The sequence below is a fragment of the Oscillatoria salina IIICB1 genome (assembly GCF_020144665.1).
Classification (GTDB): domain Bacteria; phylum Cyanobacteriota; class Cyanobacteriia; order Cyanobacteriales; family SIO1D9; genus IIICB1.
In genome coordinates, this window is the sequence record NZ_JAAHBQ010000077.1 from 16,649 (window position 1) to 39,550 (window position 22,902).

A 22,902-nucleotide genomic window follows, 5' to 3' on the forward strand; every position below is an offset into this window, starting at 1 on the left:
CCTCCGTTGTTTGCTTAATTAAATTTTTGCTGACAGTTAGACTTTTACCAAATAATCAAATAGATTTATCTGGATTTGTTACTAACTGTTTAGCAAAATTATCTTATTATTTGGCAGTTTTTGGCGAAACTTGTTCTGCTGCGCCGCCAATAAATTCTGAAGCTTCCTCAAAAGCTTCGCCTGCTTTTTCTAATCTTCCTTCACCAACAGTGCTACGAACTGCTGGATTTTCACTTTTAACAGGAACTCGCGAACTTGCCTTTTTCTCAGTGCTGATAATTGGCAATTCTCTTTCATTAGTAGCAGTATCTTTTTTGTACTGTGCGCCTTCTAAATTTTTGTCTACAGCAGTGCTAGCAATTAACTGCTGTAAATTTAGTTGCCCGTTAGCTTGATTGTTTTTGAGTTCAGTTGCTTTGGGGTCGGGTGATGTTTTATACTGGGTTAGGTTATCTCCGCCAGCTTTGTGAGGGTTATTTTGCCCTCCAGCTTGGACGGGAGGATTATGAGGGCGAGCGCCTCGGATATCACCACTGTTACAAGCAGCACTGACAAAAAGAATAATTCCTGCCAAAAATACAGTTAAAATTTGCCGCAGTTGCAGCTTTTTCAGGATGTTCTTCACAAAATTCTCTCAGATTTGTCAGATTACTCTGCTAGCTTAGGAATATTCCGGCGATCGCTTCATCTAGCTCAAGTCACATTCTTAGCCTCATCACCATCGACCCTTTTCTTACTCAAGAGAGATTCACTAAGTGACAAGTTAATGTTTTTTTGTTCTCTTCGTCAAGTTTCCCGATTTGGGATAGCCTTGCTCAGGTAGATCGCTTCAAAAATATGAAATTCGAGCCTTAAAGTTTCACTTTGTGAAAGATTGAATTTTTGTGAAATCTGCTCGCAAAGATTTTTAAATTTAGTAGTTGTCAATCGAAGCCAAAATTTACACCCACTGAGAAACTATTATTTTTGTCTACGTTGTTTTTCTCGCTCGATTTCTCTTTGCAATTCTTCAACTTGACGACGCAATTCTTCGACTTCAGTTTGGCTGGTTTGGGAATCTACGTTAACTGCACCTGAAGCTTCGGAACGTTGATAATTTCCTTGACGGATTTGTTGATATTCAGCAGAATTGACCCATCCGCGCAAGTAATGTAAGCGTTCGACGGGAAAAGGATGGGTGAGAAAAGCACCATTTCCACCGTTGTAAATCAAAAATTTATAAATTTGGTTTAAACTATCTTTCTGGTCGAGTTCTTGATAATTATCTGCTTGCTGAATAAACTCTTTTAAGCTACATTCGTGGGCATATTTATGACTACCTCCGGCACTTTTCATCATCATTTGCGCGATCGGGCGTTGGTCGTCAATTACTAACATTGCGGCGCGATCGGCGGATAATTCGGCTTTGCGTCGCCATTCATAAAAGGCATAAATTAAACCACTGTTAATTAAATTACCTAAACCTAAAGTAAGTTCGCCAAGCAAAGAAGCTGCACCCATTGCCCAAATTGCCATTTGGATTAAAATTGAGTGGTCGCATTTGATATGTCCTAATTCGTGTGCTAAGACAGTGCGAATTTCGATTTCGTCGAGTAAATCAAGTAAGCCTGTATTTAAGACGATATAAGGACGTTCGTGACCGAGAGAATAGGCATTTACTACCGGATTTTGGCTAACAAATAAGGATGGTTCGGGATAAATATCTAAGTCGCGGGCGCATTCGCGAAAGATGCCATAAACCGTGGAATATTGGCGGGGTCCAACTTGAATATTGTTACCCAAAAGATAAATATTTTGCGGGCGTTCGTACAAGTATTCGACAAAGCTACGGGCAAGAATATTAAAGCCGGGAACGCTACGCAAAGCAAGTTCTGCTTGGCGGTCTAGGGGATGTCTGAAGGCTTCGCTGGAAATTCCGGGATAACTAGGCATTGTTGAGTTTATTTTACTGCTTTAGGTTTAAATATTTCAGTTTCACTTTAGATCATAAACGGGCAGTTAGCTTATTCCACAGGATTTTGTCCGTAAAAAGGTAGTGCTTCTGACCAATGGGGACGTTTTCCTTGTTGCCATTGGTTGTATGCTAGTTCTAGTAAGGCGGTGCTAGTGTTTCCTAAGTTAGTTGGTTCTTTAATTAGCTGATAATTAGTTTCCAAATTGGCTAGGGTTTGTTGCCATCCTTCCTGGGTCATAGTTGTATTGGGTAAGGTTTCGATGAGATTTAGGCGATTGGGCAAAGCCCAGCGATCTTTGGGGCGATCGCCACTTATTTGATAAATTGCTACAAATAGTTGACCTCGCCTTGCTTGCATTTGGATGGCGACGATCTCGCTACTCAGTTTATCTTTTTCCTGCCAAACTGCTGCGGCTAGAGTGGATATCCCAAAGACGGGAATGTCTAACTGTTGTCCTAATGTTCTAGCAGTAACTACGCCGATGCGCGTACCTGTAAAACCTCCGGGTCCTTTCCCCACGGCGATAAATCCGAGATCTCTCCAAGTCTGGGGTTGGATAAATTCATTCAGGTATTGATGCAAGTAAGTGGATACGTCTCTACCTAAGTCCCAGGTTTGCTGGCGGCTTTCGCCAGTGAAGTTACTTATCGCTAATCCTAGTTGACCAGTGGTAGTGTGTAAAGCTAAACCATAATTTTGAGGATGATTTTTTTTCATTTTGTGAATTAGGAAATACTCTTGAAATTGGGGTTAAATTGTCCGGAAAATCAGTTTTTTCAAGCAAGTTAATTGGCTTGACTTTATTTAATATTTCTTATCTATCTCTCCTGGCAGAGCCTAAGTTTCTACTCCAGACAGAGAAAGTTTTTTGGTTAAAAAAGCACGATTAAAGTAAGAGTTTCATAGTTTTGAAATTCCGAGCAAGAAAGTTAGTTTAACTTAGGAAAAGAAAATGACTACTTACGGAAGAGATTATCGCCACAAGCGTGCTGTGGGCGTATTTCCTAGTCGCGAAGCAACAGAAGATGCTCTCCAACAATTGCGAGAAACAGGCTTTGACATGGAAAGAGTTTCTGTGATTGCTAGAGATGCTGATGGTAATAACAGAATAGCTGATGCGGAAGTACATCACCAAAATATAGGTAATAAAGCTGATGAGGGGGCTGCAACTGGGGCTGCTACAGGCGGTGCTTTAGGGACGATCGCGGGTTTGTTTGTGGGTTTGGGTGCTTTGGCGATTCCTGGTGTTGGTCCGATTATGTTTGCTGGTGCGGAAGCTACTGCTTTAGCTACTACTTTAGCAGGAACGGCGATCGGTGCTGCGGCTGGTGGTTTAGTCGGTGCTTTGATCGGTTTGGGTATTCCTGAAGATAGAGCGAGAGTTTACGGCGATCGCGTTTCTCAGGGTGACTATTTGGTTATGGTGACAGGTTCTGATGCCGATCTTCGCCGTGTTGAGCCAATTTTGGTTAACCGAGGTATTGAAGAATGGGATATCTATGAAATCGCACCGGAAGAGCGCGTGAATACTGTTGAGCGGATGGAAAATGCTGAGGTTATCTACAAAAATCAGGCGGGATCTCATCCCCAAATACCTGCTACCCCAACTACTGTAGATTATACCGAACCAGAAGAAACTGTAGAGCGCGATCGAGATGTTGTCGATAACAATCGACTGGTGGAAATTGTCGATCGCCGAGACGAAACTTATCGGCGTTAGTAGAGGTTGTACGACGCTAAACATCTTGATTTCAATTTAGTCGCAATAGTCGAGGGTGGGTATTGTCCACCCTAAAAATAACTTTGTTGGCGATCGTTAATCAAGGAAAAATCAATCATGAACAAATTAACATCATTTTTACTTAGTTTTGCGGTACTTTTTGTTAGTGTAGCCTGTAGCGATGTGGCTAAAACTAGTTCTGATGCTCCCAATAATCCGAACGAAACTGTTACTGAACCGGAAAATATTGAGGAGACAGCAGAAGATGCAAATACTGAAGTTCGACAAAAGCAAATTGAGTCCGATACTCGCGCTAGAGATGAACGAAATGAGGCTTTAGGTGATGGAGAAGTTAAGGATGATGATGATTTAGCAAGTCAAGTTCGCAGTGAGTTGGAAACTTCTATTCCTGGTAGTAAGTTGTCGGTAAAAGTCGAAGATAGTCTGGTTACTATTTTTGGTACTGTTCCCGAACAACAAGATTATGAGTCAATTGAGCCTTTAGCTAAAGAGGTTGAAGGTGTAAAAACTGTTAAGCTTGATGTCCAAGTTGTACCGCCAAATTCCCCCGAATCTGAATAATTACTTGCATTAAAACCCCGCGTCTTTATAATTTTGGCGCGGGGCTTTTCCTACAATCAGTTAATTTAATTAATCTCACTTGTTTATCTATCTAGCTGACTCGATCGCTGCTTTTCTAAAGAAAAATTTATTCTTCGATAAACTTTATCTCTCGCCAGTTTCTACGAAGCGGAACTTATTACTTACAAAAGGAGCCGCTACGATGATTAATTTGATAATCAGAGGTGCAAAAACTAAGCTGAAAAAGCAGCAAACTAAGGCAATAAATGCAGCAGCTATTTTCACCATTTCCTCAGTGGAATTTATGCTCAGGAAAATTGCTCCTGAAGCAACGGCTAAACTCATTAACAAGGGAACAAACATCAAAACTACCTCTTGGCACTAACAAGCCTGTCCACAATAAATTTTTGTGGTACAAAATGAAGTGCGTTCCTTCGAGATTAATCCCTACTTCCGTCTCACCACTCCCGAGCGTTAATTTTCGTTTCTGGAGGAGTGGGAGATGAACGATTCGTCTATTTACTTATCTTTACATTTCTGGTTTGACTTGTCAATAGTTTATTTAAATTTATTTGTTTGATAAGATTGATTTATGAATCATCGAGCGATCGCCAGATTAAATTTTACAGTCTCGAAGCCTTTGCATCAAAGAGGAATAGATTTCCGCACCACCACCCAACCAACCGGACCAAACACCACCTTCTAAAGGTAAATGTCCCATAGGAGTACGAATCGAGAAACTGAGATCGGAATGTTTCAACCATTTTTTGTGCGATCGCCAACCGACGAGATCGCCAAGCTTATGATAATTTCCACCCACGCGATCGTAAATTCGTTTTTGTACGCTCAAACCAAAACGTCCGCCGCTATACTGTACCCAAAGTTGGTCAATAGTACGCAAATCCCTGCAAGGAAAAGTTTTCAGATCCGAATTTAACAAATAACCTCGGAGATCGGCACGAGCAACCCAAAGCATCACCCGTTTAGTTTCTTCATCAGCTTGTTGGTACCTATTTGCTGCCAATAAATCGTATAATCTACTATAATCTGCACCTACATCACTAGCGAGTGAAATCTGGGATGGTAAATCAAAGCTTGTCGGAAAAGCTGGTTCTGGTTGTGGAGGTGGTATCGGTGAAGCTTGCTTAACCAATCGTTTTTTGTCGAGATTTCGTCGCCAAAATCGCCAAATCAGAACAGCAAACACCACTACTACTGCTATTACCACTAAAAGCCCGATTCCACCCCAATCCATAACCATACAAAAGTAGGAAGTTTTACCAAGATTTTAGCAAAACCAAATTTGAGCTTAATGAAATTGCCAGAGTTTAATTGTTTTATCTTGGGAAGCGCTGGCGATCGCGGAACTATCTAAACTAATAGCTACAGCTTTCACTGGTGCTGAATGTTCAGCTAAAGTATCAAGGAGATCGCCGCTTCCCGGATGCCAAACTTTAATCAATGTATCGTCACTACCACTGATTAAAAGATTACCTTCTCGATTAATACTCAGAGAATTAATTACCTCAGAGTGAGCAGCAAGATTGCGTATTAAATTACCGCTAGCGAGATGCCAAATCTTAATAGTTTTATCCGCACTAGCACTAATTAATAATTTTCCGCTCGGACTAAAATTAATTGCTGTAACTGAACGATCATGTCCTGCAATTTTAACCTTTTTTTGGCTGTTTCTTAAATCCCAAATTATAATTTCACCCGCGCTACTTCCACCAACAAGCAAGCTTTTTTCAGGATTAATAGCCAAACTAAAAATTTCATTTTCCAGCTCAGAAAAATTCAACCAAACAGCATTTTTCCTTAAATCCCAAACTTTCACACTGCGATCGCTACTAGCACTAGCTAAAATTTGACCATCTTTACTAATAGCTAAAGCTTTAATCCAGCCAGAATGGGCTTGAATTGTTTGTAACTCTTCTTGGTTGACTAACTGCCAAAATTTAATCGTATAATCCCAACTACTACTAATAATCTTTTGTCCATCAGGAGTAAAAACTAGCGCCTCAATAATACTGCGATGACCGGAAAAACTTGCCTTTTCCCGTGCAGTTTGCAAATCCCAAACTTTCACAATTCTATCTGCACCACCGCTAGCTAACAATTTGCCATCAGGACTAAAACTAAGGGCATGAACTGAGCTATAATGACCTCGGAGAGTTTGCCAACATTTCCAAGTAGGAACTAAAGATTTTGTAACCGATTTAACAGCAGATTTAGTTAAAGTTTGCCCGGAATTTAAATCTCGAAAAACTTCTGCGGCTGATTGATAGCGATTTGGCACAGAATCAACAAGCATTTTGTTAATTATTCGACTCAATTGTTGGCTAACCGGAGTTAGTAAATAATCTTGCCAAACCGAAATTCCTGCTTGGGAACTAAATAAATCAAAAGGCTCGATTTGAGTTAGTAAATAAACACAAATAACAGCTAAACTATAGATATCGCTAGCACCAACAGCTTGAGCGAGAAGTTGTTCGGGAGCGGCAAAACTGACAGAACCAATTAACGTTCCTTTTTGCGCTAAATTGGTTTTGCTAGTAGCTTTAGCAGCACTAAAGTCAACTAACATTAATTGATAGCCACCAGGAGGTTGAATCAGGTTATCAGGATTAAGATCTCGATGAATTACCCCGCTTTCATGGACGAATTGCAAAACTGGCAAAATCTCGTTGAGAAGTTGACGAATTTGCGTTTCATTGAAAGCTCCCTCCGCAGCTAATTTTTCTCTTAAGGTTTGTCCCTCGATAAATTCTTGTACCAACAAAGCAGGAGAATTACTGCCCGGTTCTGGTTCAAAATAAGCAAGTAGAGCGGGAATTTGGGGATGCTGTCCTACTTGTTGTAATTTGAGGGCAGTATTGCGGAAATTAGCAGCATTTGTGCGGCGATCCAGGTAAACTTGTTTAATCACGCAACGGCGTTTGCTAATTTCACCTTCATCCACAGCTAAAAAAGTGCGTCCCGCAAGGTTAGCATAGCCATCACCACCAGTTTTTGCGATCGCCTGAAGGGGACGATAGCGAGATCCTAACAGTAACTTTGAGCCACAATTAAGGCAAAACCTGCCGTTATCTGGATTGAGCGGTTTTGGACAATTAGGGTTAAGACAGTAACTCATCTATCAATCAATGAGCAGTTAACAGTTAGCACGTAGCCGCAGTTATCAGTGAACAGTTAACAGTTACCAGTGAACAGTTATCAGTGAACAGTCACCAGTGAACAGTTATCAGTGAACAGTTATCAGTGAACAGTGAACAGTTATCAGTGAACAGTGAACAGTTATCAGTGAACAGTCACCAGTGAACAGTGAACAGTTTATCCGCTAATTCCTCCTTGTCTCCCAATCCCCAATCCAAGGGTCCCCAATCCCCAATCGCCGATCGCCATTAATTGTGCGGTAAAATGGTCAGGTCTAAGATCGGATGACCGATCGCGCAATACCACTGACAAACAAACAAATTCGGTTGTTGAACTTTAAGACTAGCAAGAGCCGGGGCTGCGGGAAAGGGCCAAAGGCGATCGAAAACGATTTCCTCTCCTCGTAACCGGAACTGTAACAAGTATACTGCTGGGGGAGAGGACAAACTAGACAACAACTGGTGAGCCAAATGATAAAGTGGTTGACGTTGGCGATCGCTGAAATCTACAGGTTGCTCGTAAAAGTTAGGAGTTGCACCCTCACCAATCACTTCACCATAAAGCGGTCCTTTTGCAGTCAAAACTATCGGCAACCAAAGATCTCCCAACCATTCTTCACCGTAACTGGTGGCATAACCTAACTTTTGCTCTACCCATTGCCGTCTTTTTTTGATCTCCTTGCAAGCCTGAAACACCTCTTTAGCAGGAAAATCCAAGTTTTCCGGAACATCAATTGTGAGAGGAAGGTAAATCAGTTTGTCATCTTCAGCGAGAGGATGTTGGCGTTCAAAATTAGCAGGGTTGCGCAAAGCAGCATTAGCGACAACTTCCACACTAACCCTCGAAGGTGAAGAGGAAGCGATCGCTCGTTTTAGTGCAGCTACCATTTGTTCTGTCGCCGGGGATGCCGCAATTATTTTTCCTGTCTCCCTAACCTCGGCGTTAACAATGACGATCGCCTTATACATTACCAAAGGTAGGAATTGGACCAGAAATTTTCGGCAGAAATTCAGGTAAATCGATTCTGCTAGTGCTACGACGGTTTTTCACTGCTAAACGATAACTAATGCTTTGCAGTTCCGCGTGCAACTGTCGATTTTCTCGTTGTAGTTTTTCGATTCTTTCTTTCACGGGAGTAAGACGTTCGGCAAATTTACGACGATAAATATGTGGTAACTCCTGTACCACTTGTTCTAACATCCGGCTGCGATCGGTTAATTCCTGAACCGACTGCCGCAATTGGTAAATTTCCGTGTCACGATTCGTAATCTGATCTTGATAAAATTTTACCTGCTGCTCAACTTCTTCAAGTTGTTCTCGCAACATTCTCATCTCAGTTTGATGGCGCTCGGAAACCTGCGGCTGAGGCATAAAATTTGAGTTACCCTTGACCAACCGGAACAATTCTTGTGAAAGTTGTTGCACGAGTTGATCCCTGACTTGCAGTTCTTCTCGTAAATGAGAAATCTCCGCTTGTAAGCCTGGGAAATTTGGAGTATCAGTCTGGTACATAGTCAACTAAGCTCCGCTTGAATACGTTTAACATTTTAGGAAGACAGAAAGGCTTTTTTTATTTTATATATTGCCAATTGCTGTTAATTTACCATCAGACTCTAACAAATGGGGATTGGGGAGGAGGGGACTGGTGAGGAGGGGACTGGGTTCAGTTAGCAGTGAACGGTGAACAGTTACCAGTTTACTATCCACTTCCTTCTTGTCCCCCTTGTCCTCCCCCAATCAATAATCCCCAGTCCCAAACTTACCCCTGATATCGTTGATTTGATGACCGGAGGATGTCAGTATTGATGTGACATCAAAAGCCAATAGCAGCAAGACTATGAGTATAGCCAGTAACCCAAAAATTAAGTTTGGTACCGATGGATGGCGGGGAATCATCGCTGATGATTTTACTTTTCCCAATGTTTGTAAGGTAACGAGAGCGATCGCCTCTTACCTGGAAACTGCCTACACTAAAGACCGTCCGGTTTTAATTGCTTACGATCCTCGCTTTTTAGCTGACGAGTTCGCTACCACTGCTGCTGAAATCTTGGCAGAGTTGGGCTGGACTGTCAAAATTACTGAGCAGGATTGTCCTACTCCGACGATCGCTTACAATGCTAAACATCTTAACTCGGCAGGGGCGTTAATGTTCACTGCTAGTCATAATCCGGCTGCTTATTGCGGGATTAAGTATATTCCCGATTATGCAGGTCCGGCAACTCCAGATATTACTGATAAAATTGTTAGCGAGATTGAAGGGGCAAGTGATGCAACTCCGACGGGTAAAAATTCTGACAAAATTTCTACTTTTGACCCGAAACCTGATTATCTAAAGTTTCTTTACAGCATTCTTGACATTGAGCGCATTCGTTCTGCCAAGTTAAAGGTCAAGTACGATGCTCTCTATTCGACAAGTCGCAACTATTTGCCAGAAATTTTAGAGCATTGCGGTTGCGAGGTAGAAAGCTTTAATACCAGTCGGGATGTTTTGTTTGGTGGGGGAATGCCGGAACCAAAGGCGGAACAGTTAGAGAAACTGGTAGAATCTGTGACGAAGGAGCGAGCAGATTTAGGATTAGCTACTGACGGAGACAGCGATCGCTTTGGCATCGTTGATGAAAAGGGTAACATACTTTCGCCGAATACATTGCTGTTGGTTTTAGCGCGTCACTTGATGAAAAATAAAGGTAAAAGCGGCGCGATCGTCCGTACCGTAGCTACAACCCATTTACTAGATAATTATGCCCTCAAGCACGGTTTAGAGCTAATTGAGACAGCAGTTGGTTTTAAATACATCGGCGCGAAAATGCGCGAAACCGATGTACTGATTGGCGGTGAAGAATCAGGTGGTTTAAGCGTAATCGGACATATTCCCGAAAAAGACGGTATCCTAGCAGATATGCTAGTTGCCGAAGCGATCGCCTATGAAGGAAAACCTTTATCGCAATTAGTCGAAGAAGCGATCGCGGAAGCAGACGGTCCAGTATTTAATAAACGTCTCGATTTACATCTCACCCCAGAACACAAAACCGCAGTTTTGGACTCCTGCAAAACCAATCCTCCCAGTGAAGTTGCGGGAATCAAAGTTAAAGAAGTCGGTCGCAAAGACGGCGTTAAACTGTACTTAGAAGAAGGTAGTTGGGTGCTATTGCGTCCCTCCGGAACCGAACCCCTAGTAAGAGTTTACATGGAAACCGACTCTGAAGATAAGCAAAATCAAATCGCCCAAGCCATGCAACAAGCAATCGAGCGCATGAAACCCCCAGCAGTTTAAACTATATAGGTAAGACAATTTACCACCTAATCTTAATTAGCAAGGTGCGTTTGCAAACGCACCTTCTTAGTCTCTAACTCACATTGAAATCATGAAAAACTTTACTAATTTAATTACAGCTTTAATTGTCGCTATTTGGATTGGAGTAATCGCCGTTTTCTCAATTCAGAATATTACCAATGTCTCCTTAAAATTTCTCACATTCCAAACCATAAATATTCCGATAGGAGTTGTTTTAACATTCAGCGTTGGAGTTGGCTTAATTAGCGGCTCAATTTTACCAATATTATTGAAAAAGCCAACGAAAAAAAACAAACCCAAACTAAAACGAAATTTATTTCGCAACTCGACCAAACAAGAATTAGAAGAAGATCCCTTAGAAAATTGGTAAATTTTGAATTTACTGGACAACTAAATCTACTTCTGTAAACGGCGAAACTCCCACGGAGAAACATACCTACTATCTCCCCACAAACCTTTTTTACTTTGTTTGGCTGCAACTTCTGCGGCTTCAACTATTTCCAAACTCGGACAATTTTGCAAATAATCACGATAAACTTCTGCCAGTCCTTCCCTAACTAAAACTTCTTGAATAAACGTACCATCAGGTAAACGAACTTCACTAATTTGACGACCATATTGGTCAGTATCAGTAATAGTTAAAACTACTCGATTTTTCGCTTTTTCTACCAAATTTTCTACTCGTTCTTTTGCCAACAATCCCCAACTAAATTGACTTTTATTAACTAGCTTTCTACTCTTTTTCTCAGCAACAGTATGAGGAATTTCTGGCGCATCAACACAAGCAAAACGCACTTTAACTTCATTTCCACTGCTATCAACAACAGTCATAGTATCCCCATCAGCAACTCGCTTAACCGTGTAGCTACCAACTCCAAAAATATCCAGCAGTAATTGACAGCCAACTAAGTTAAAACCAACTAAAATAACAGCAATTAATTTAACATTTATCTTCATAATTTAACAGCAAAATTAAATCATTCACGCTCGTCAAACAATCTCGATATTGAGAAATAAATTATCCGCGTTCATCCGCGTTTATCTGTGGTAAAAATTAATCTTCAAGACGACGAAATTCCCAAGCAGGAACAAATTTGGGATCGCGCCAAAGTCCCCGCCGCCAACGTTTAGCATCTTTTTCTGCTGTTACTAAAATAGCCGTACTCCGGCATTTTTTAAAGTAACGTTCGTAAATTTGTGAAAGTCCTTCTTTCACTAAAACTTCTTGCAAAAATGTCCCATCTCGTAAACGAATTTCGCATACTTTTCTACCGTAACGATCGGTATCGGTGATTTTCAAGAAAACTTTATTACCTTTTTCAGCAATTAATTCTTCAACTCTTTCTTTAGCGCGATAACCCCATTTAAACTGACTTTTGTAAACCAATTTTCTACTTTTTTCTTCCGCTTTGCTATGAGGAATTTCTGGAGTATCGATCCAAGCAAAACGGACATTAATGCTTTTCCCAGCTTTATCCACCACGACAATTGTATCGCCATCAGGAACTCGTTTAATTGGATAAGTGCCAAGGTTAAATAGAAAACGAAATTGGAAATATAATTTAGTGAAAATTGCTTCGAGAAAGTCTTTAACTTTGTGCCCTAATTTACTGAGTTTGGTTAAAATCGGATCGAGAAATGGTTTAACTTGGCGCCATAATTTACCCAATTTAGCTACAACTGGGTTAATGATTCTGAGAATGCGAGTTTGCAGTTTAGTCATTCGATTTGCAATTGTTATTAGAGATGGGAAGAAAATTGTTAAGCAAAAATTATTGTCTTAGTTAGTAATTTGTAGTTATTACGGTAAGCGAGCTTGATATACTAAACCAGGAGTGCGATCGCGTTTTATTTCAACTACTAAGTCTACAAGATCTGGATTTTGAATCAAGGGAGTGATAAACAACTCTGGATGTAAGGAAATCCAGAAATACTCGACAAATTTCTTAACTTCCTCGTCACTCATTCCTGATTTTCCTTTTGCAACCATTTTTTGTTCCGCCTCTTGTCGCCATTGTTTACTGAGACGATAATCTACTGGGTAGAGTACCATTAAACTATCTAATCGCTCCCATAACGGTAAATATTCTTTAAGTCTTTGGTTGCAATCTTGAGCAAATTTACGGTCTTCTTGGGTTATAATTGGTGCAGGACTCGCTTGAAAAGCTTGTTCATCAATTGGTCGTACGCCAACAAACCAACCTTCAAATAAAATAACATCAACTGCATCAACTCTTTCAGGTTCGCTTCTGTCTCCTATACCTCCAAAAGCAGATTTATCAAAACGAGGAATTAAAAGAGGATATCGTCGTTTTTGTTGACGCAATCGATCTAAAATTTCTATTCCTAATTTTACATCATGAGTTCCCGGTGGACCTCGCCAAATTAAACGCGGATCTTGCTGTTTTAGCCTTTCTCGTTCAATATAAGTTTTATAAAGATCGTCGAGAGAAAAATTAAGGGTAGAATAGTTGAAATGCTTGAGAATCAGGCGAATAATTGCAGCTAATGTTGTTTTTCCTGTTCCTTGTCCGCCTAAAATTCCTTGAATCAAAGGACGTTGCAGTTGTTGTTTTTTTTCGGCTAATTGTATCGCTATGGGTAGCCAAAGTTTCCAAAGTGTCTCTTGAATTTGGTCAGTATTTTTAATGCTTAAATTTGCGCATAGTTCCACCACTTCAGGATAAACTGCTCGGAAAAGATGTTCTCGCTGTTGGATCTTCTCTAAACCATTTTCTCTGGTTATCCCCCATGCTGTTGCTGTTGCAGGTTTAGCTAATTCCTCCGCTAATAATTTTTCCTGTTCGTTAACTGTTGGTTTCTTACCTACTACCCAACGAGACAAAATTTCTTTGGCTGACATACATATATCCTGATTTTTGTCAAGAACCAAGCTTGAAAGCTTCGATAAATAAACTAAAAGTTAGCCCAATTTTAAAAATATTGATTAGATCGGGAAAAAGCGAATTTCTAAACTTAAATCCCAGTAAATTTTGTCGCTGACTGCGATAAGTGTAGCGACTAATAACTTCCGCAAAAAAGGTTAAAACTACTGCTACCGGAACATCCCAATATGCAGCTTGTCCCGCAGTAGTAGAAACAGCAGTTCCGATGAAAATTCCTAAGAGAAAACTAATTAAAATTAAAGAGAATCGTCGCCAAGGATTGTTAAAGAATGAAAAGAGGCGATCGCCAAGGGATTCAAAGATATTATTTAGACGCGTGTTTTGCATGGTTTTTTGGGGACTGGGAATTGGGAATTGGGAATTGGGAATTAACTTATCTAGAGACATTGCATTTTAGTCTCTACAATTGGTAACTGCTAAAAAATCAAGATAGCGGTTTTTGTAACTGCATTTTCAAATCTTGTTCGCGGTTAATAATTATACCTGGGTAGTTACCATTAATAACAGCCTTACCTGAAGTCAGATCGGCGGGTGGGAAGAAAAGCCAACGACTACCTTTAGGCAGAATATTAATACTTTCAGGATTAGGAGTAATCCAAATTAGCGGTAATCTGGGTAAATTAGGGTCAGTAATATCTTCTTCCGGATAAGTTGCTGCGAGAGCTTCCAAAACGATACGATTACCATTTAATAATCCAGTGCTAGCCGTCCAAAGTTTGACATTTAATTGGGAACGACTCGCGTAAAAATAAAGCGAAGCCGCCGCAATCACAGCTAATTCAAAATCTTCTAAATTCCAAGTAGCCCCACTATTCAAACAAATAATTACTTCTTGACCGCCTGTAACAACTTCTAACTCACGGACTCGCAACTCGCCGTAACGTGCGCTACTACGCCAGTGAATCAATCGGGTAGGATCTCCTTGACGGTATGGTCGCAAACCCCTAGTAATACCTTCAGTAGCGGTACGATATTGGCGATCGCTGTCAAAAACCGGACTATCTTCCTGTCCAATTGTATCGATCAGCGCACAGTGAGTTAAAGGCAAAACCTGGGGATAAACGATCGCCTTCGCACTTGCTTCGCGACTCCGCCGCCCCCAAAATAAACCTAGAGGGCTTCCGCTTCTCAATTGCACTTCATGCCAGCGATAAACACCACGACGATTGGTATGATGATTGTAAGTCCAGTTATACACGCTTTTCGGCGGAATTAACTCCACTGGCGACTGCTTCGGTTTATCCAAAACATAGGGAAGCAAATCGTACACTTCCAAGAGACTTTTCGGCTTTTTCGTCGGATTTTCTATTTCTAACTCTACAGTGAGTTCATCTCCTGCACTCACAGGCGAAATAGGCTTGCGGTGAACCTTGAGATTTTTCAGCGATCGCGCCACCAAAAAAGCCCCCAACGCCAACAACGCGAAAATTACCCCACTAATTACATACAGCCACCCCGCCATCGTATTCGTCGCCGCCCCAAAAAAGCAAATCGCAATACCCGCAAGTACCCACCCCGCAAAAGAAGGTACCAGCCAACGAGTTTCCAGCCAGTTAGCAATACGCTTATGAATGTTCATCCTTACTCATCTCCACCCTGGAGGATAACCTAACCGTTAGTTTAGGATAACTCGTCTCTGGTTCGTAGTTGCCCTAATCCGCGAAAAGTTGTTTTTCGTCAAACAAGTAAAGTATTTCTGCGTCTACAGTGCTAACACAACCATTTCGTTAAAATTAAAACAATTATCTCAAAATCATTATTTATGACCGCAGTTTCTGCCCCCAATCTCACCTTAAAAGAAGTTCATCGTCTTTTCGGCTTTCAAAAGCAATATGATGGTTCATTCTCTGATTTATTATCACTCGAAACCCTCACTGAACCTGAAAAACAAGAACTCTTGAAAATTCGCGATGACTTTGAACCTTATCTAGCCGAAGGACAAGCTTTAGAAGGACAAATCCGCATCGTTGTAGTTGCTCCCTTACTCAGATTAGCAGGTTTTTGTTTTTACAACTATCCTATCCAAATAAAAGTAGAAAACAATATCGCACCGCTCGACATTCAAGATGAAGATATTAGCATTACCGGACGTTCAGATATTATTGCAATTAACAAAGATAAACAAACCACAACTAATTGGGAAATAGTCAGAACTTTGCTAGAAAGAGATCGCATTCGTAATCAAGCTGAAAAAGCATTTCGCACTGCATATCCTAATGCTCCCGAACGAATGATTAACACTGCTGTATTTCATATTTATATCGATGGTATTCAAGCCGCATTAGACTGGTTAGTAGACGTAGAATGATTTTTGCAAAATCCTAAACATACTCTAAGCGAAGGAATTACATTTCACTTGATATATCATCTTTATAACTGGTTACAGTTTACAGCTATCCTTTCAGATACTGATGAGGATCTAGTAGAAAAGATTAATGACGTTAAAGCTGCTATTGAAGATGACGACAAAGATGCAGCTTTAAATATCCTCGAAGAATTAAAAAATAAATTTGAAGGCAATCTTGAGTCACCAAACTTTTTTTAACTCATTACAAAATTTGCTCAAGATTATTTCGTTAGTAAAATTAACATTTTTCACTAAGGTTTTTATCTTAGATCAATTTGCAGAAAGTAATCAAAGAGAAATAATAAAAGACGTAGCATTGCTACGTCTCTACATTTACAATTTGAATTAATAATCAGTTAATTCATTAATAAGTTAACGTTTCGCTAACTTTTTCGTCGCCATTTTCCGCAAGCGAATTGATTCTGGCGTAATTTCTACCAACTCATCAGAATTAATGTATTCCAAAGCGCGTTCTAAACTCATTTCCACTGGCGCTTGTAGCTGATCTAATTCCTCACCACTGGCTGCGCGCATATTAGTTAAACGCTTGGTTTTGGCAACATTAAGATCCAAATCTTGTGGACGATTGTGTTCCCCGACGATCATTCCTTTGTAGACTTTCGTACCCGGAGTAATAAAGAATACGCCGCGATCTTCAGCATTTTTCATCGCATAGAAAGTCGCAACTCCTTCTTCAAAAGCAATAATTACGCCGTTATTGCGAGTTTCCAATTCACCAACTAAAGGACGATATTCGAGGAAACTATGATTCATAATTCCTTCCCCACGAGTTAAGCGGAGAAATTCACCTCGGAAACCAATTAAACCTCGCGCAGGAATCACAAATTCTAACTGAGTACGTCCATTAATTCCTACCTGCATATCCTGCATTGTACCTTTACGTTGTCCGAGACGTTCGATACAAGAACCAACAGCTTCTTCTGGTACATCTAATACCAAATATTCAAAAGGTTCGCAAGGTTGTCCGCTAATTTCTCGGTAAATTACTTGGGGTTGAGATACCTGAAATTCGTAACCTTCGCGACGCATAGTTTCGATGAGGATACCTAAATGTAATTCACCGCGTCCAGAAACCAAGAATTTATCAGGAGAATCACTTTCTTCTACTCGCAAAGCCACATTAGTTTCTAACTCGCGGAAAAGGCGATCGCGTAATTGTCTCGAAGTCACATAACTTCCTTCCAAACCCGCAAATGGCGAATCATTAATCGAAAATGTCATTTGCAAAGTCGGCTCATCCACCTTAATTAAAGGTAACGCCTGTGGTTCATCCGGACAAGTAATTGTTTCACCAATATTCGCCTCAGCAAACCCCGCCACAGCAATAATATTACCAGCAGATGCTTCTTCCAGGTCAACTCGCTGTAACCCTTCAAAACCCATCAACTTGCTAATTTTTGCCTTGACAACCTCGCCAGTTTCTGTTACTAAAGCTGCTTGTTGACCAGCTTGAATTTTGCCATTGTGAATTCTCCCAATCACAATGCGTCCCAAATAATCTGAATAATCCAGAGTAGTTACTTGCAATTGTAAAGGTTTTTCTGGGTCGCCTGCTGGTGGTGGAACGTGATGCAAAATAGCTTCAAATAGGGGCTGCATATCCACCCCTTCAGCATCTAAATCTTCTTTTGCATAACCTTCCAAACCAGAAGCAAATAACGTCGTAAAATCACATTGATCGTCATCAGCCCCTAATTCCACAAATAAGTCAAATACTTTATCAATCGCCCCATAAGGTTCAGCTTGCGGACGGTCAATTTTATTAACCACAACAATCGGACGTAAACCTTTTTCTAGTGCCTTTTTTAACACAAAACGAGTTTGCGGCATCGGTCCTTCATTAGCATCCACAATTAGGATACAACCGTCAACCATACCTAAAACTCGTTCAACCTCGCCACCAAAGTCAGCGTGTCCGGGAGTATCGACAATATTAATTAAGGTATCTTGGTAGCGAACGGCGGTATTTTTTGAGAGAATCGTAATACCTCGTTCGCGTTCCAAAGTATTCGAGTCCATCACGCAGTCAGGAACATCTTCCCCTTCGCGAAAAATACCCGACTGCTTGAGGAGGGCATCAACGAGGGTTGTTTTACCGTGATCGACGTGGGCAATAATGGCAACGTTGCGAATGGGAAGAGACATAGTTATGTCCGTCTAGTGCATAAAATATAGATTTCTTTACAATTTTAACTTGTCGAGGCTAAATTCTACTACTCCCGCTTGACTGAGTTAATCTAAATCCCTACAGGCTGAATGGGGGAATAGTATCATCTCCGCACCAACTACAGAAAATCAAATCGAAACCAACGCGAAGGTAAGTTACTTTTGTTCCCAGGAGAAGCGGAACAACGGGCGGAACGTTTGGCGGCAAGGTTGCGCGAGTTGGGGGAAGATCCTGATAATTTGTAAGGCACGAGATAATCTCTACAAAAATTAAACTATTCGCGCCTTACAACTAATTTTATCGCGTAACGCCTTGAACGACTGGACGAATACTGGTTCCGCCATAAGGTTCGGGCGAACCCAACCAGTTAAAGTCACTAATGCGGAAGCTGATTGAACCAATTTCTAAAACTGGATTATACCGCAATAAAATGTTGAAACTACGACGACTGTATTCGACAAAATAATCGGTGCTAATTTCGCGATTGTTGTCTAAGTTAAATGAGGTTTGAAAACCTGCGAGAAAGGGTCCGTAAACTTGTTGAGTAATTCCCAAGGATAAGGTTCTCTCATCGGCAAAGCGGTCGAATAAAAAGGGAGATTCGTCGCCACGCAATGCTTGGGAATAGGTAATATTAAATCCGGTGTAGTCGAGAACGGGGCGCGAAAAGTTGCCGAATTGTCCTTCTAGTCCGATACTGCCGTTGAGAGATTTTTGGCTATCGCCGTTGCTGTAGTAACTGGTAACTCCAGTGAGTCCTGTTTTTAGGCTCAAGAAAGGTAATACTGGTACTGGCGTGTAGCGTAAGCCTTCGGTGGGGGTAGCGGGTAAGGCTTCACCTTGCCAAAGGAGGAAGCCACGATTGACGGAGGCTGCGGCTTGATACCGAGTTAAGGTAGCTAGTCTGGTTCCTTCGTCTTCTTCGATTAAGTCTTCGCGATCTGATTCGGCGGTGATTTGTTGAACGCCTGCTTGATAGCTAAGGTCTACGCCTGTATTTCCTAAAGCAATAACTGGGGAAGTAATGACAGCGCCGAAGCTGCTTTGGACGGTTTGGAAGCCCAAGGAACCGTTGAAGAGGCGATCGCGGTAGCTATATTCTAAGTTCAGGGTGTGGGGTAATTCTGTGCCGATAATTTGCTGAAGTCGCAAACTAGCCCGCAGTTCGTCGTCTAGTTCGCTGGGATTGAGGCTGGTAAAAATTGCTTGACCTTCGAGATTTGTCCTCGGACCGAGAATAACGTCTAGTTCGCTTTTTAAACCTAAGACTGAGAGATCGAATGGACCTTCTTCAAATAAGGCTTTTTGCAGGAAATACTGGGGTGTGAGTTTGAAACTTACTTGTTCGTTGTCGATGATATCGAAGCTGCGTTCGGCGTATAAACCACCGCGATCGCTACCATCATAGCGGAAGCTGACGATCCCTGGTTGTCTCGGACGGCGATCGAAGACGATCCGATCTTGGAAAATAGGTAAGGATACGTTATCGTCGAAAACGATGCGAGAGTTGGTTGTAGTTAGTTCGTCTTGTAAAGGTCCGATGTTTCTAAATTCGGCGGTATCGGCAATAACTTCTAATTCTGGGGGCGAAAATGGGTCGTTAGTGATGCGGACGTTGGTTGCACGCCAACTTTTTGCGTCAAATTCTACTCTTTCTGCTTGAAAGCGAAAGCGATTAATTGTTCCCCCACTTTCGGGTAAAGAACTTGGTCCGATATCTCTGCTGGTACCAATAACAAAAGAATAGCCTTCGTTGGTGGTAACGCGGCGGAGGGGTTGGGCTAAGAGGAGGCGATCGCTGAGGGGTCGCGCTGGTACTAAACTATTATTTGGGTCGGTGGGTAAGTTGGCTGAGGTGTCTTGAGTTAAACTTGGTTGATAAATTGCACCGCTAGCATTCAAAATTACGCCGCTATCTTGGACGAAGAAATACTCGAATCTCTCTCCGCGCAAAATTTGCTCCCCGCGCACTAAAGCTACATCTCCTTGGGCTACAGCGATGCGATTAGCCACGTTTACTTCGAGGCGATCTGTAGTTAAGACTGCTCCGGAAAAACGCATTTCTACATTCCCTTCGGCGGTAATAACTTGTCTTTGGTCGTCGTATTGTTGGCTATCGGCAGTAATTTCAATTACGCCTGGAGTTTCAAATGTTTCTGTTGGTTGGGCTTCTTCTCTCTCAATAATTGGGGGAGATTCTGTTTCTGAATTTGTTGGCGTTTCGGGAACTGGGGCGGGAATTTCTAACTTAAATTCTCTTCTTTCTCCACCTCGTTCTTGAGTGAGGAGGTGAGTTATTTTTCTCCCTTGATTTAAAGAAGAACTTTCTAGTTCTAAACTGGGGATTAGGTAATTGGGGACTGGGAGATTTTCCTGGGGGGTGCCAGATATGTTCTCTTCGCTCTTTTCTAAATTCGCTAAATTTGGACTATTGACAAATTCTTGGTTTTGTGTATTGGTTCCCCAAGAATCTGAGAACAAATTAGAAACAGAAGCAACCAAAATTTCTGGTTCAGTAGATTGTGGCGATTTAGAACCTACTGTAATCGGCGGACCAAGTAAAGCGGCACTGGTGTAAACTTGATTATCTAAAGAGGGAGCTTGAGCAACCGGAATTACAGGTTGTGAAGATGGAGAAGTTGTTTCTACGGCATTAGACAACAAAACCGATTCTGTGGGTTTCTCTTTCTCAGCTTGCACCTGAACTGTAGCTGTTGCAACATATTCAACCTGAACAACTGATTTTGGTGGCGGTGGAGATTGTAGCATATTTAAACCGTGTGAGGACTTTTGCAAACACTTACAGGTTATTAATCGCGATCGAGCGTTAATTATCAGAAGAATATCAGTAATTAGCTCAATAAGCGCGAGTTACTTTGAAAACAGCAACCCACCACCACCAATTTAAGATTATTCTAAATCTTGGCGACCGGGGTTGCGAGCCGGATCGTTAGACAAGAAGCCAAAAACAAACAAAGAAACAAAGAAAGCGACAACGATGTAAACAATAATTTTGAGGGTTAGCATATTGCTCTCTCCTGATTCGGGTGAATTTATCCTGAGTTACTATGGCGATCGCTGAAAATCGCGACAACATTCTTAATAATAACTCAATCTTGGTAGACTAGGGATTGGGGAGGAGGGGATTGGGGATTGGGTGATTGGGGATTTTTAGTGAACAGTGACCAGTTATCAGTTTATCTCTTAATTCCTCCTTGTCTTCCCCCTCTTCCCCCTCTTCCGGTGTCCCCAGTCCCCAGTTCCCAGTCACCAATTCCCAATCCCTAATTTTTGTAACTTTTTGTTGTCAAAAAAGCCCTATCGAGCTTAAGGTTGGGCGTGACGCGATGGCTGCGCCGAACCGCATAGCACTTATCGCGCCTTTAATCCCTAGCAGTTAAAGATTATATCGTTGTGGCATCCGAAACTAGCGCCAAACCAATAAACTCACCAACACTCGCTCGTACTCCGTTATTTGACCTTATTGTAGAAAATAATGCCAGACTGACTGAATTTGCAGGTTGGGAGATGCCAGTACAATATACTGGCTTAAAACAAGAACATTTTGCCGTACGCAACTCAGTGGGAATGTTCGATATTTCCCACATGGGTAAGTTTAAACTACAGGGAAAAGATTTACTGCATTCTTTACAATTTTTCGTACCTTCTGACTTGGAAAAATTGCAATCAGGTCAAGCGCAGTATACGGTACTATTAAATCCCGAAGGTGGAATTATCGACGATATTATTATTTACTACCAAGGTGAAGATGAACTTGGCGAACAGCATGGCATAATGATTGTTAATGCTGCGACAAGAGCGAAAGATAAAGCTTGGTTAAAAGGAAATTTAGAAGCTTCTCCGGTAAACTTAGAAGATATTTCCAAACAAAAGGTATTGATTGCGGTGCAAGGTCCCCAAGCGGCTGTTTCTCTCCAACCATTTGTGGAAGCAGACTTAACACCGATGAAAGCTTTTACACATTTGCAAACCAACATTTGTGGTAAACCAAGTTTCGTAGCGCGGACAGGTTATACCGGAGAAGATGGTTTTGAGATTATGCTAGACCCGGATGTGGGTGTAGAATTGTGGCGTAGTTTAGTTAGTGCTGGTGTAACTTGTTGCGGCTTGGGAGCAAGAGATACTCTACGCTTAGAAGCAGGATTAGCACTTTACGGACAAGATATTGACAATACAACGACTCCTTTTGAAGCAGGTTTAGGTTGGTTAGTGCATCTGGAGAGTAAAGGTGATTTTATCGGACGTGCGGTGCTAGAAGCACAAAAAAAAGTAGGACTTCAGCATAAATTAGTCGGTTTACAAATGGAAGGACGTTACATTGCCCGTCATGGCTATCCTGTGGTGTATGATGAGGAAGTTGTTGGCAAAGTCACTAGCGGTACATTAGCACCGACATTAGGAAAAGCGATCGCGTTGGCTTATGTTCCTACACCTCTTTCTCAAATCGGACAGCAACTGGAAGTAGAAATTCGCGGCAAAACATATCCAGCCCAAGTTGTCAAGAAACCTTTTTATCGTTCCCCGACTCGTCCGAGTAAATAATTTTTAGTTGTACGCATTTCTCAAATTAATTTTCAGCCACCATCTGCACAAACTGTTGCAAAATCTCAGTCAAAGATTCCCCAGCTACCCAGTTCAAATCATTATGACCTGCATCTTCCACCCACAAAAATAATTTCGGTTCTGGTGCGGCGGCAAATAGTTGCTCCCCGTGAGAAAATGGGATGATTTC

At 41.5% G+C, this 22,902-nt stretch carries 23 protein-coding genes and 1 riboswitch; of the genes, 7 read left to right on the forward strand and 16 right to left on the reverse strand.

Annotated elements, in window-relative coordinates:
• Positions 1–106 precede the first annotated feature (106 nt).
• The 3 genes from G3T18_RS19900 to tsaB form a co-directional block, all read right to left on the reverse strand.
• Positions 107–625 (reverse strand): DUF6658 family protein, encoded by a 519-nt coding sequence (locus tag G3T18_RS19900; RefSeq protein ID WP_224412334.1) that lies wholly within the window; start codon positions 623–625, stop codon positions 107–109.
• A 335-nt stretch (positions 626–960) separates the two neighbouring features.
• The gene (locus tag G3T18_RS19905; protein WP_224412335.1) at positions 961–1,932 is read right to left on the reverse strand and encodes a M48 family metalloprotease; all 972 of its coding nucleotides are present in this window, start codon (positions 1,930–1,932) and stop codon (positions 961–963) included.
• A 71-nt stretch (positions 1,933–2,003) separates the two neighbouring features.
• Positions 2,004–2,672, reverse strand: a complete 669-nt coding sequence (tsaB, locus tag G3T18_RS19910; protein ID WP_224412336.1) for a tRNA (adenosine(37)-N6)-threonylcarbamoyltransferase complex dimerization subunit type 1 TsaB — start codon at positions 2,670–2,672, stop codon at positions 2,004–2,006.
• Positions 2,673–2,907: 235 nt separating this feature from the next.
• Here tsaB and G3T18_RS19915 point away from each other — a divergent pair, with 235 nt between their 5' ends.
• Together G3T18_RS19915 and G3T18_RS19920 are read left to right on the forward strand one after the other, a co-directional pair.
• Positions 2,908–3,675 (forward strand): general stress protein, encoded by a 768-nt coding sequence (locus G3T18_RS19915; protein ID WP_224412337.1) that lies wholly within the window; start codon positions 2,908–2,910, stop codon positions 3,673–3,675.
• A 117-nt stretch (positions 3,676–3,792) separates the two neighbouring features.
• Positions 3,793–4,257, forward strand: a complete 465-nt coding sequence (locus tag G3T18_RS19920; RefSeq protein ID WP_224412338.1) for a BON domain-containing protein — start codon at positions 3,793–3,795, stop codon at positions 4,255–4,257.
• A 144-nt stretch (positions 4,258–4,401) separates the two neighbouring features.
• On the opposite strand, the gene G3T18_RS19925 is transcribed toward G3T18_RS19920, so the two are convergent.
• The 5 genes from G3T18_RS19925 to G3T18_RS19945 all read right to left on the reverse strand — a co-directional run bounded on the left by G3T18_RS19925 (position 4,402) and on the right by G3T18_RS19945 (position 8,925).
• Positions 4,402–4,620: a hypothetical protein gene (locus G3T18_RS19925; protein WP_224412339.1), complete on the reverse strand. Its 219-nt coding sequence runs from the start codon at positions 4,618–4,620 to the stop codon at positions 4,402–4,404.
• Between the two features lie 60 nt (positions 4,621–4,680).
• A riboswitch (Glutamine riboswitch) is annotated at positions 4,681–4,768 on the reverse strand.
• 105 nt (positions 4,769–4,873) lie between these two features.
• Positions 4,874–5,518, reverse strand: a complete 645-nt coding sequence (locus tag G3T18_RS19930; RefSeq protein WP_224412340.1) for a GUN4 domain-containing protein — start codon at positions 5,516–5,518, stop codon at positions 4,874–4,876.
• Between the two features lie 48 nt (positions 5,519–5,566).
• Positions 5,567–7,393 carry a serine/threonine-protein kinase gene (locus G3T18_RS19935; protein ID WP_224412341.1) on the reverse strand — a complete coding sequence of 609 codons (1,827 nt, stop codon included), beginning with the start codon at positions 7,391–7,393 and terminating at the stop codon, positions 5,567–5,569.
• A gap of 268 nt (positions 7,394–7,661) precedes the next feature.
• The gene (locus G3T18_RS19940; RefSeq protein ID WP_224412342.1) at positions 7,662–8,381 is read right to left on the reverse strand and encodes a hypothetical protein; all 720 of its coding nucleotides are present in this window, start codon (positions 8,379–8,381) and stop codon (positions 7,662–7,664) included.
• Positions 8,374–8,925 (reverse strand): Npun_F5560 family protein, encoded by a 552-nt coding sequence (locus tag G3T18_RS19945; protein WP_224412343.1) that lies wholly within the window; start codon positions 8,923–8,925, stop codon positions 8,374–8,376. The genes G3T18_RS19940 and G3T18_RS19945 overlap by 8 nt, the downstream gene beginning before the upstream one ends.
• 325 nt (positions 8,926–9,250) lie before the next feature.
• On the opposite strand from G3T18_RS19945, the gene G3T18_RS19950 reads away from it, so the two are divergent.
• Positions 9,251–10,687: a phosphoglucomutase/phosphomannomutase family protein gene (locus G3T18_RS19950; RefSeq protein ID WP_224412344.1), complete on the forward strand. Its 1,437-nt coding sequence runs from the start codon at positions 9,251–9,253 to the stop codon at positions 10,685–10,687.
• A gap of 91 nt (positions 10,688–10,778) precedes the next feature.
• Entirely contained in the window at positions 10,779–11,078 is a 300-nt protein-coding gene (locus G3T18_RS19955; protein ID WP_224412345.1) for a LapA family protein, read from the forward strand.
• A 26-nt stretch (positions 11,079–11,104) separates the two neighbouring features.
• On the opposite strand, the gene G3T18_RS19960 is transcribed toward G3T18_RS19955, so the two are convergent.
• The 5 genes from G3T18_RS19960 to G3T18_RS19980 form a co-directional block, all read right to left on the reverse strand.
• Entirely contained in the window at positions 11,105–11,665 is a 561-nt protein-coding gene (locus G3T18_RS19960) for a thermonuclease family protein (RefSeq protein ID WP_224412346.1), read from the reverse strand.
• Positions 11,666–11,762: 97 nt separating this feature from the next.
• A complete protein-coding gene (locus tag G3T18_RS19965; RefSeq protein ID WP_224412347.1) occupies positions 11,763–12,431 on the reverse strand; it encodes a thermonuclease family protein in 669 nt (222 codons plus the stop codon).
• Positions 12,432–12,509: 78 nt separating this feature from the next.
• The gene (locus tag G3T18_RS19970; protein ID WP_224412348.1) at positions 12,510–13,571 is read right to left on the reverse strand and encodes a glycerate kinase; all 1,062 of its coding nucleotides are present in this window, start codon (positions 13,569–13,571) and stop codon (positions 12,510–12,512) included.
• Positions 13,572–13,590: 19 nt separating this feature from the next.
• On the reverse strand, positions 13,591–13,941 hold the full coding sequence (locus G3T18_RS19975; RefSeq protein WP_224412349.1) for a DUF565 domain-containing protein: 351 nt from the start codon (positions 13,939–13,941) through the stop codon (positions 13,591–13,593).
• A gap of 97 nt (positions 13,942–14,038) precedes the next feature.
• Positions 14,039–15,193, reverse strand: coding sequence for a DUF58 domain-containing protein (locus G3T18_RS19980; protein ID WP_224412350.1), 1,155 nt, complete (start codon positions 15,191–15,193; stop codon positions 14,039–14,041).
• Between the two features lie 183 nt (positions 15,194–15,376).
• Between G3T18_RS19980 and G3T18_RS19985 the strand changes: the two genes are divergently transcribed.
• Together G3T18_RS19985 and G3T18_RS19990 are read left to right on the forward strand one after the other, a co-directional pair.
• Positions 15,377–15,922 carry a hypothetical protein gene (locus tag G3T18_RS19985; RefSeq protein WP_224412351.1) on the forward strand — a complete coding sequence of 182 codons (546 nt, stop codon included), beginning with the start codon at positions 15,377–15,379 and terminating at the stop codon, positions 15,920–15,922.
• Positions 15,923–15,970: 48 nt separating this feature from the next.
• Positions 15,971–16,159: a hypothetical protein gene (locus tag G3T18_RS19990; RefSeq protein ID WP_224412352.1), complete on the forward strand. Its 189-nt coding sequence runs from the start codon at positions 15,971–15,973 to the stop codon at positions 16,157–16,159.
• A gap of 174 nt (positions 16,160–16,333) precedes the next feature.
• Here the strand turns inward: G3T18_RS19990 and typA are convergent, their stop codons facing one another.
• The 3 genes from typA to G3T18_RS20005 all read right to left on the reverse strand — a co-directional run bounded on the left by typA (position 16,334) and on the right by G3T18_RS20005 (position 21,176).
• Positions 16,334–18,127, reverse strand: coding sequence for a translational GTPase TypA (typA, locus tag G3T18_RS19995; protein ID WP_224412353.1), 1,794 nt, complete (start codon positions 18,125–18,127; stop codon positions 16,334–16,336).
• Positions 18,128–18,446: 319 nt separating this feature from the next.
• Positions 18,447–20,918, reverse strand: coding sequence for a DUF3769 domain-containing protein (locus G3T18_RS20000; RefSeq protein WP_224412354.1), 2,472 nt, complete (start codon positions 20,916–20,918; stop codon positions 18,447–18,449).
• A gap of 141 nt (positions 20,919–21,059) precedes the next feature.
• The gene (locus tag G3T18_RS20005) at positions 21,060–21,176 is read right to left on the reverse strand and encodes a photosystem II reaction center protein I (RefSeq protein ID WP_224412355.1); all 117 of its coding nucleotides are present in this window, start codon (positions 21,174–21,176) and stop codon (positions 21,060–21,062) included.
• Between the two features lie 387 nt (positions 21,177–21,563).
• On the opposite strand from G3T18_RS20005, the gene gcvT reads away from it, so the two are divergent.
• Positions 21,564–22,712, forward strand: coding sequence for a glycine cleavage system aminomethyltransferase GcvT (gcvT, locus tag G3T18_RS20010; protein ID WP_224412356.1), 1,149 nt, complete (start codon positions 21,564–21,566; stop codon positions 22,710–22,712).
• Positions 22,713–22,902: the final 190 nt, after the last annotated feature.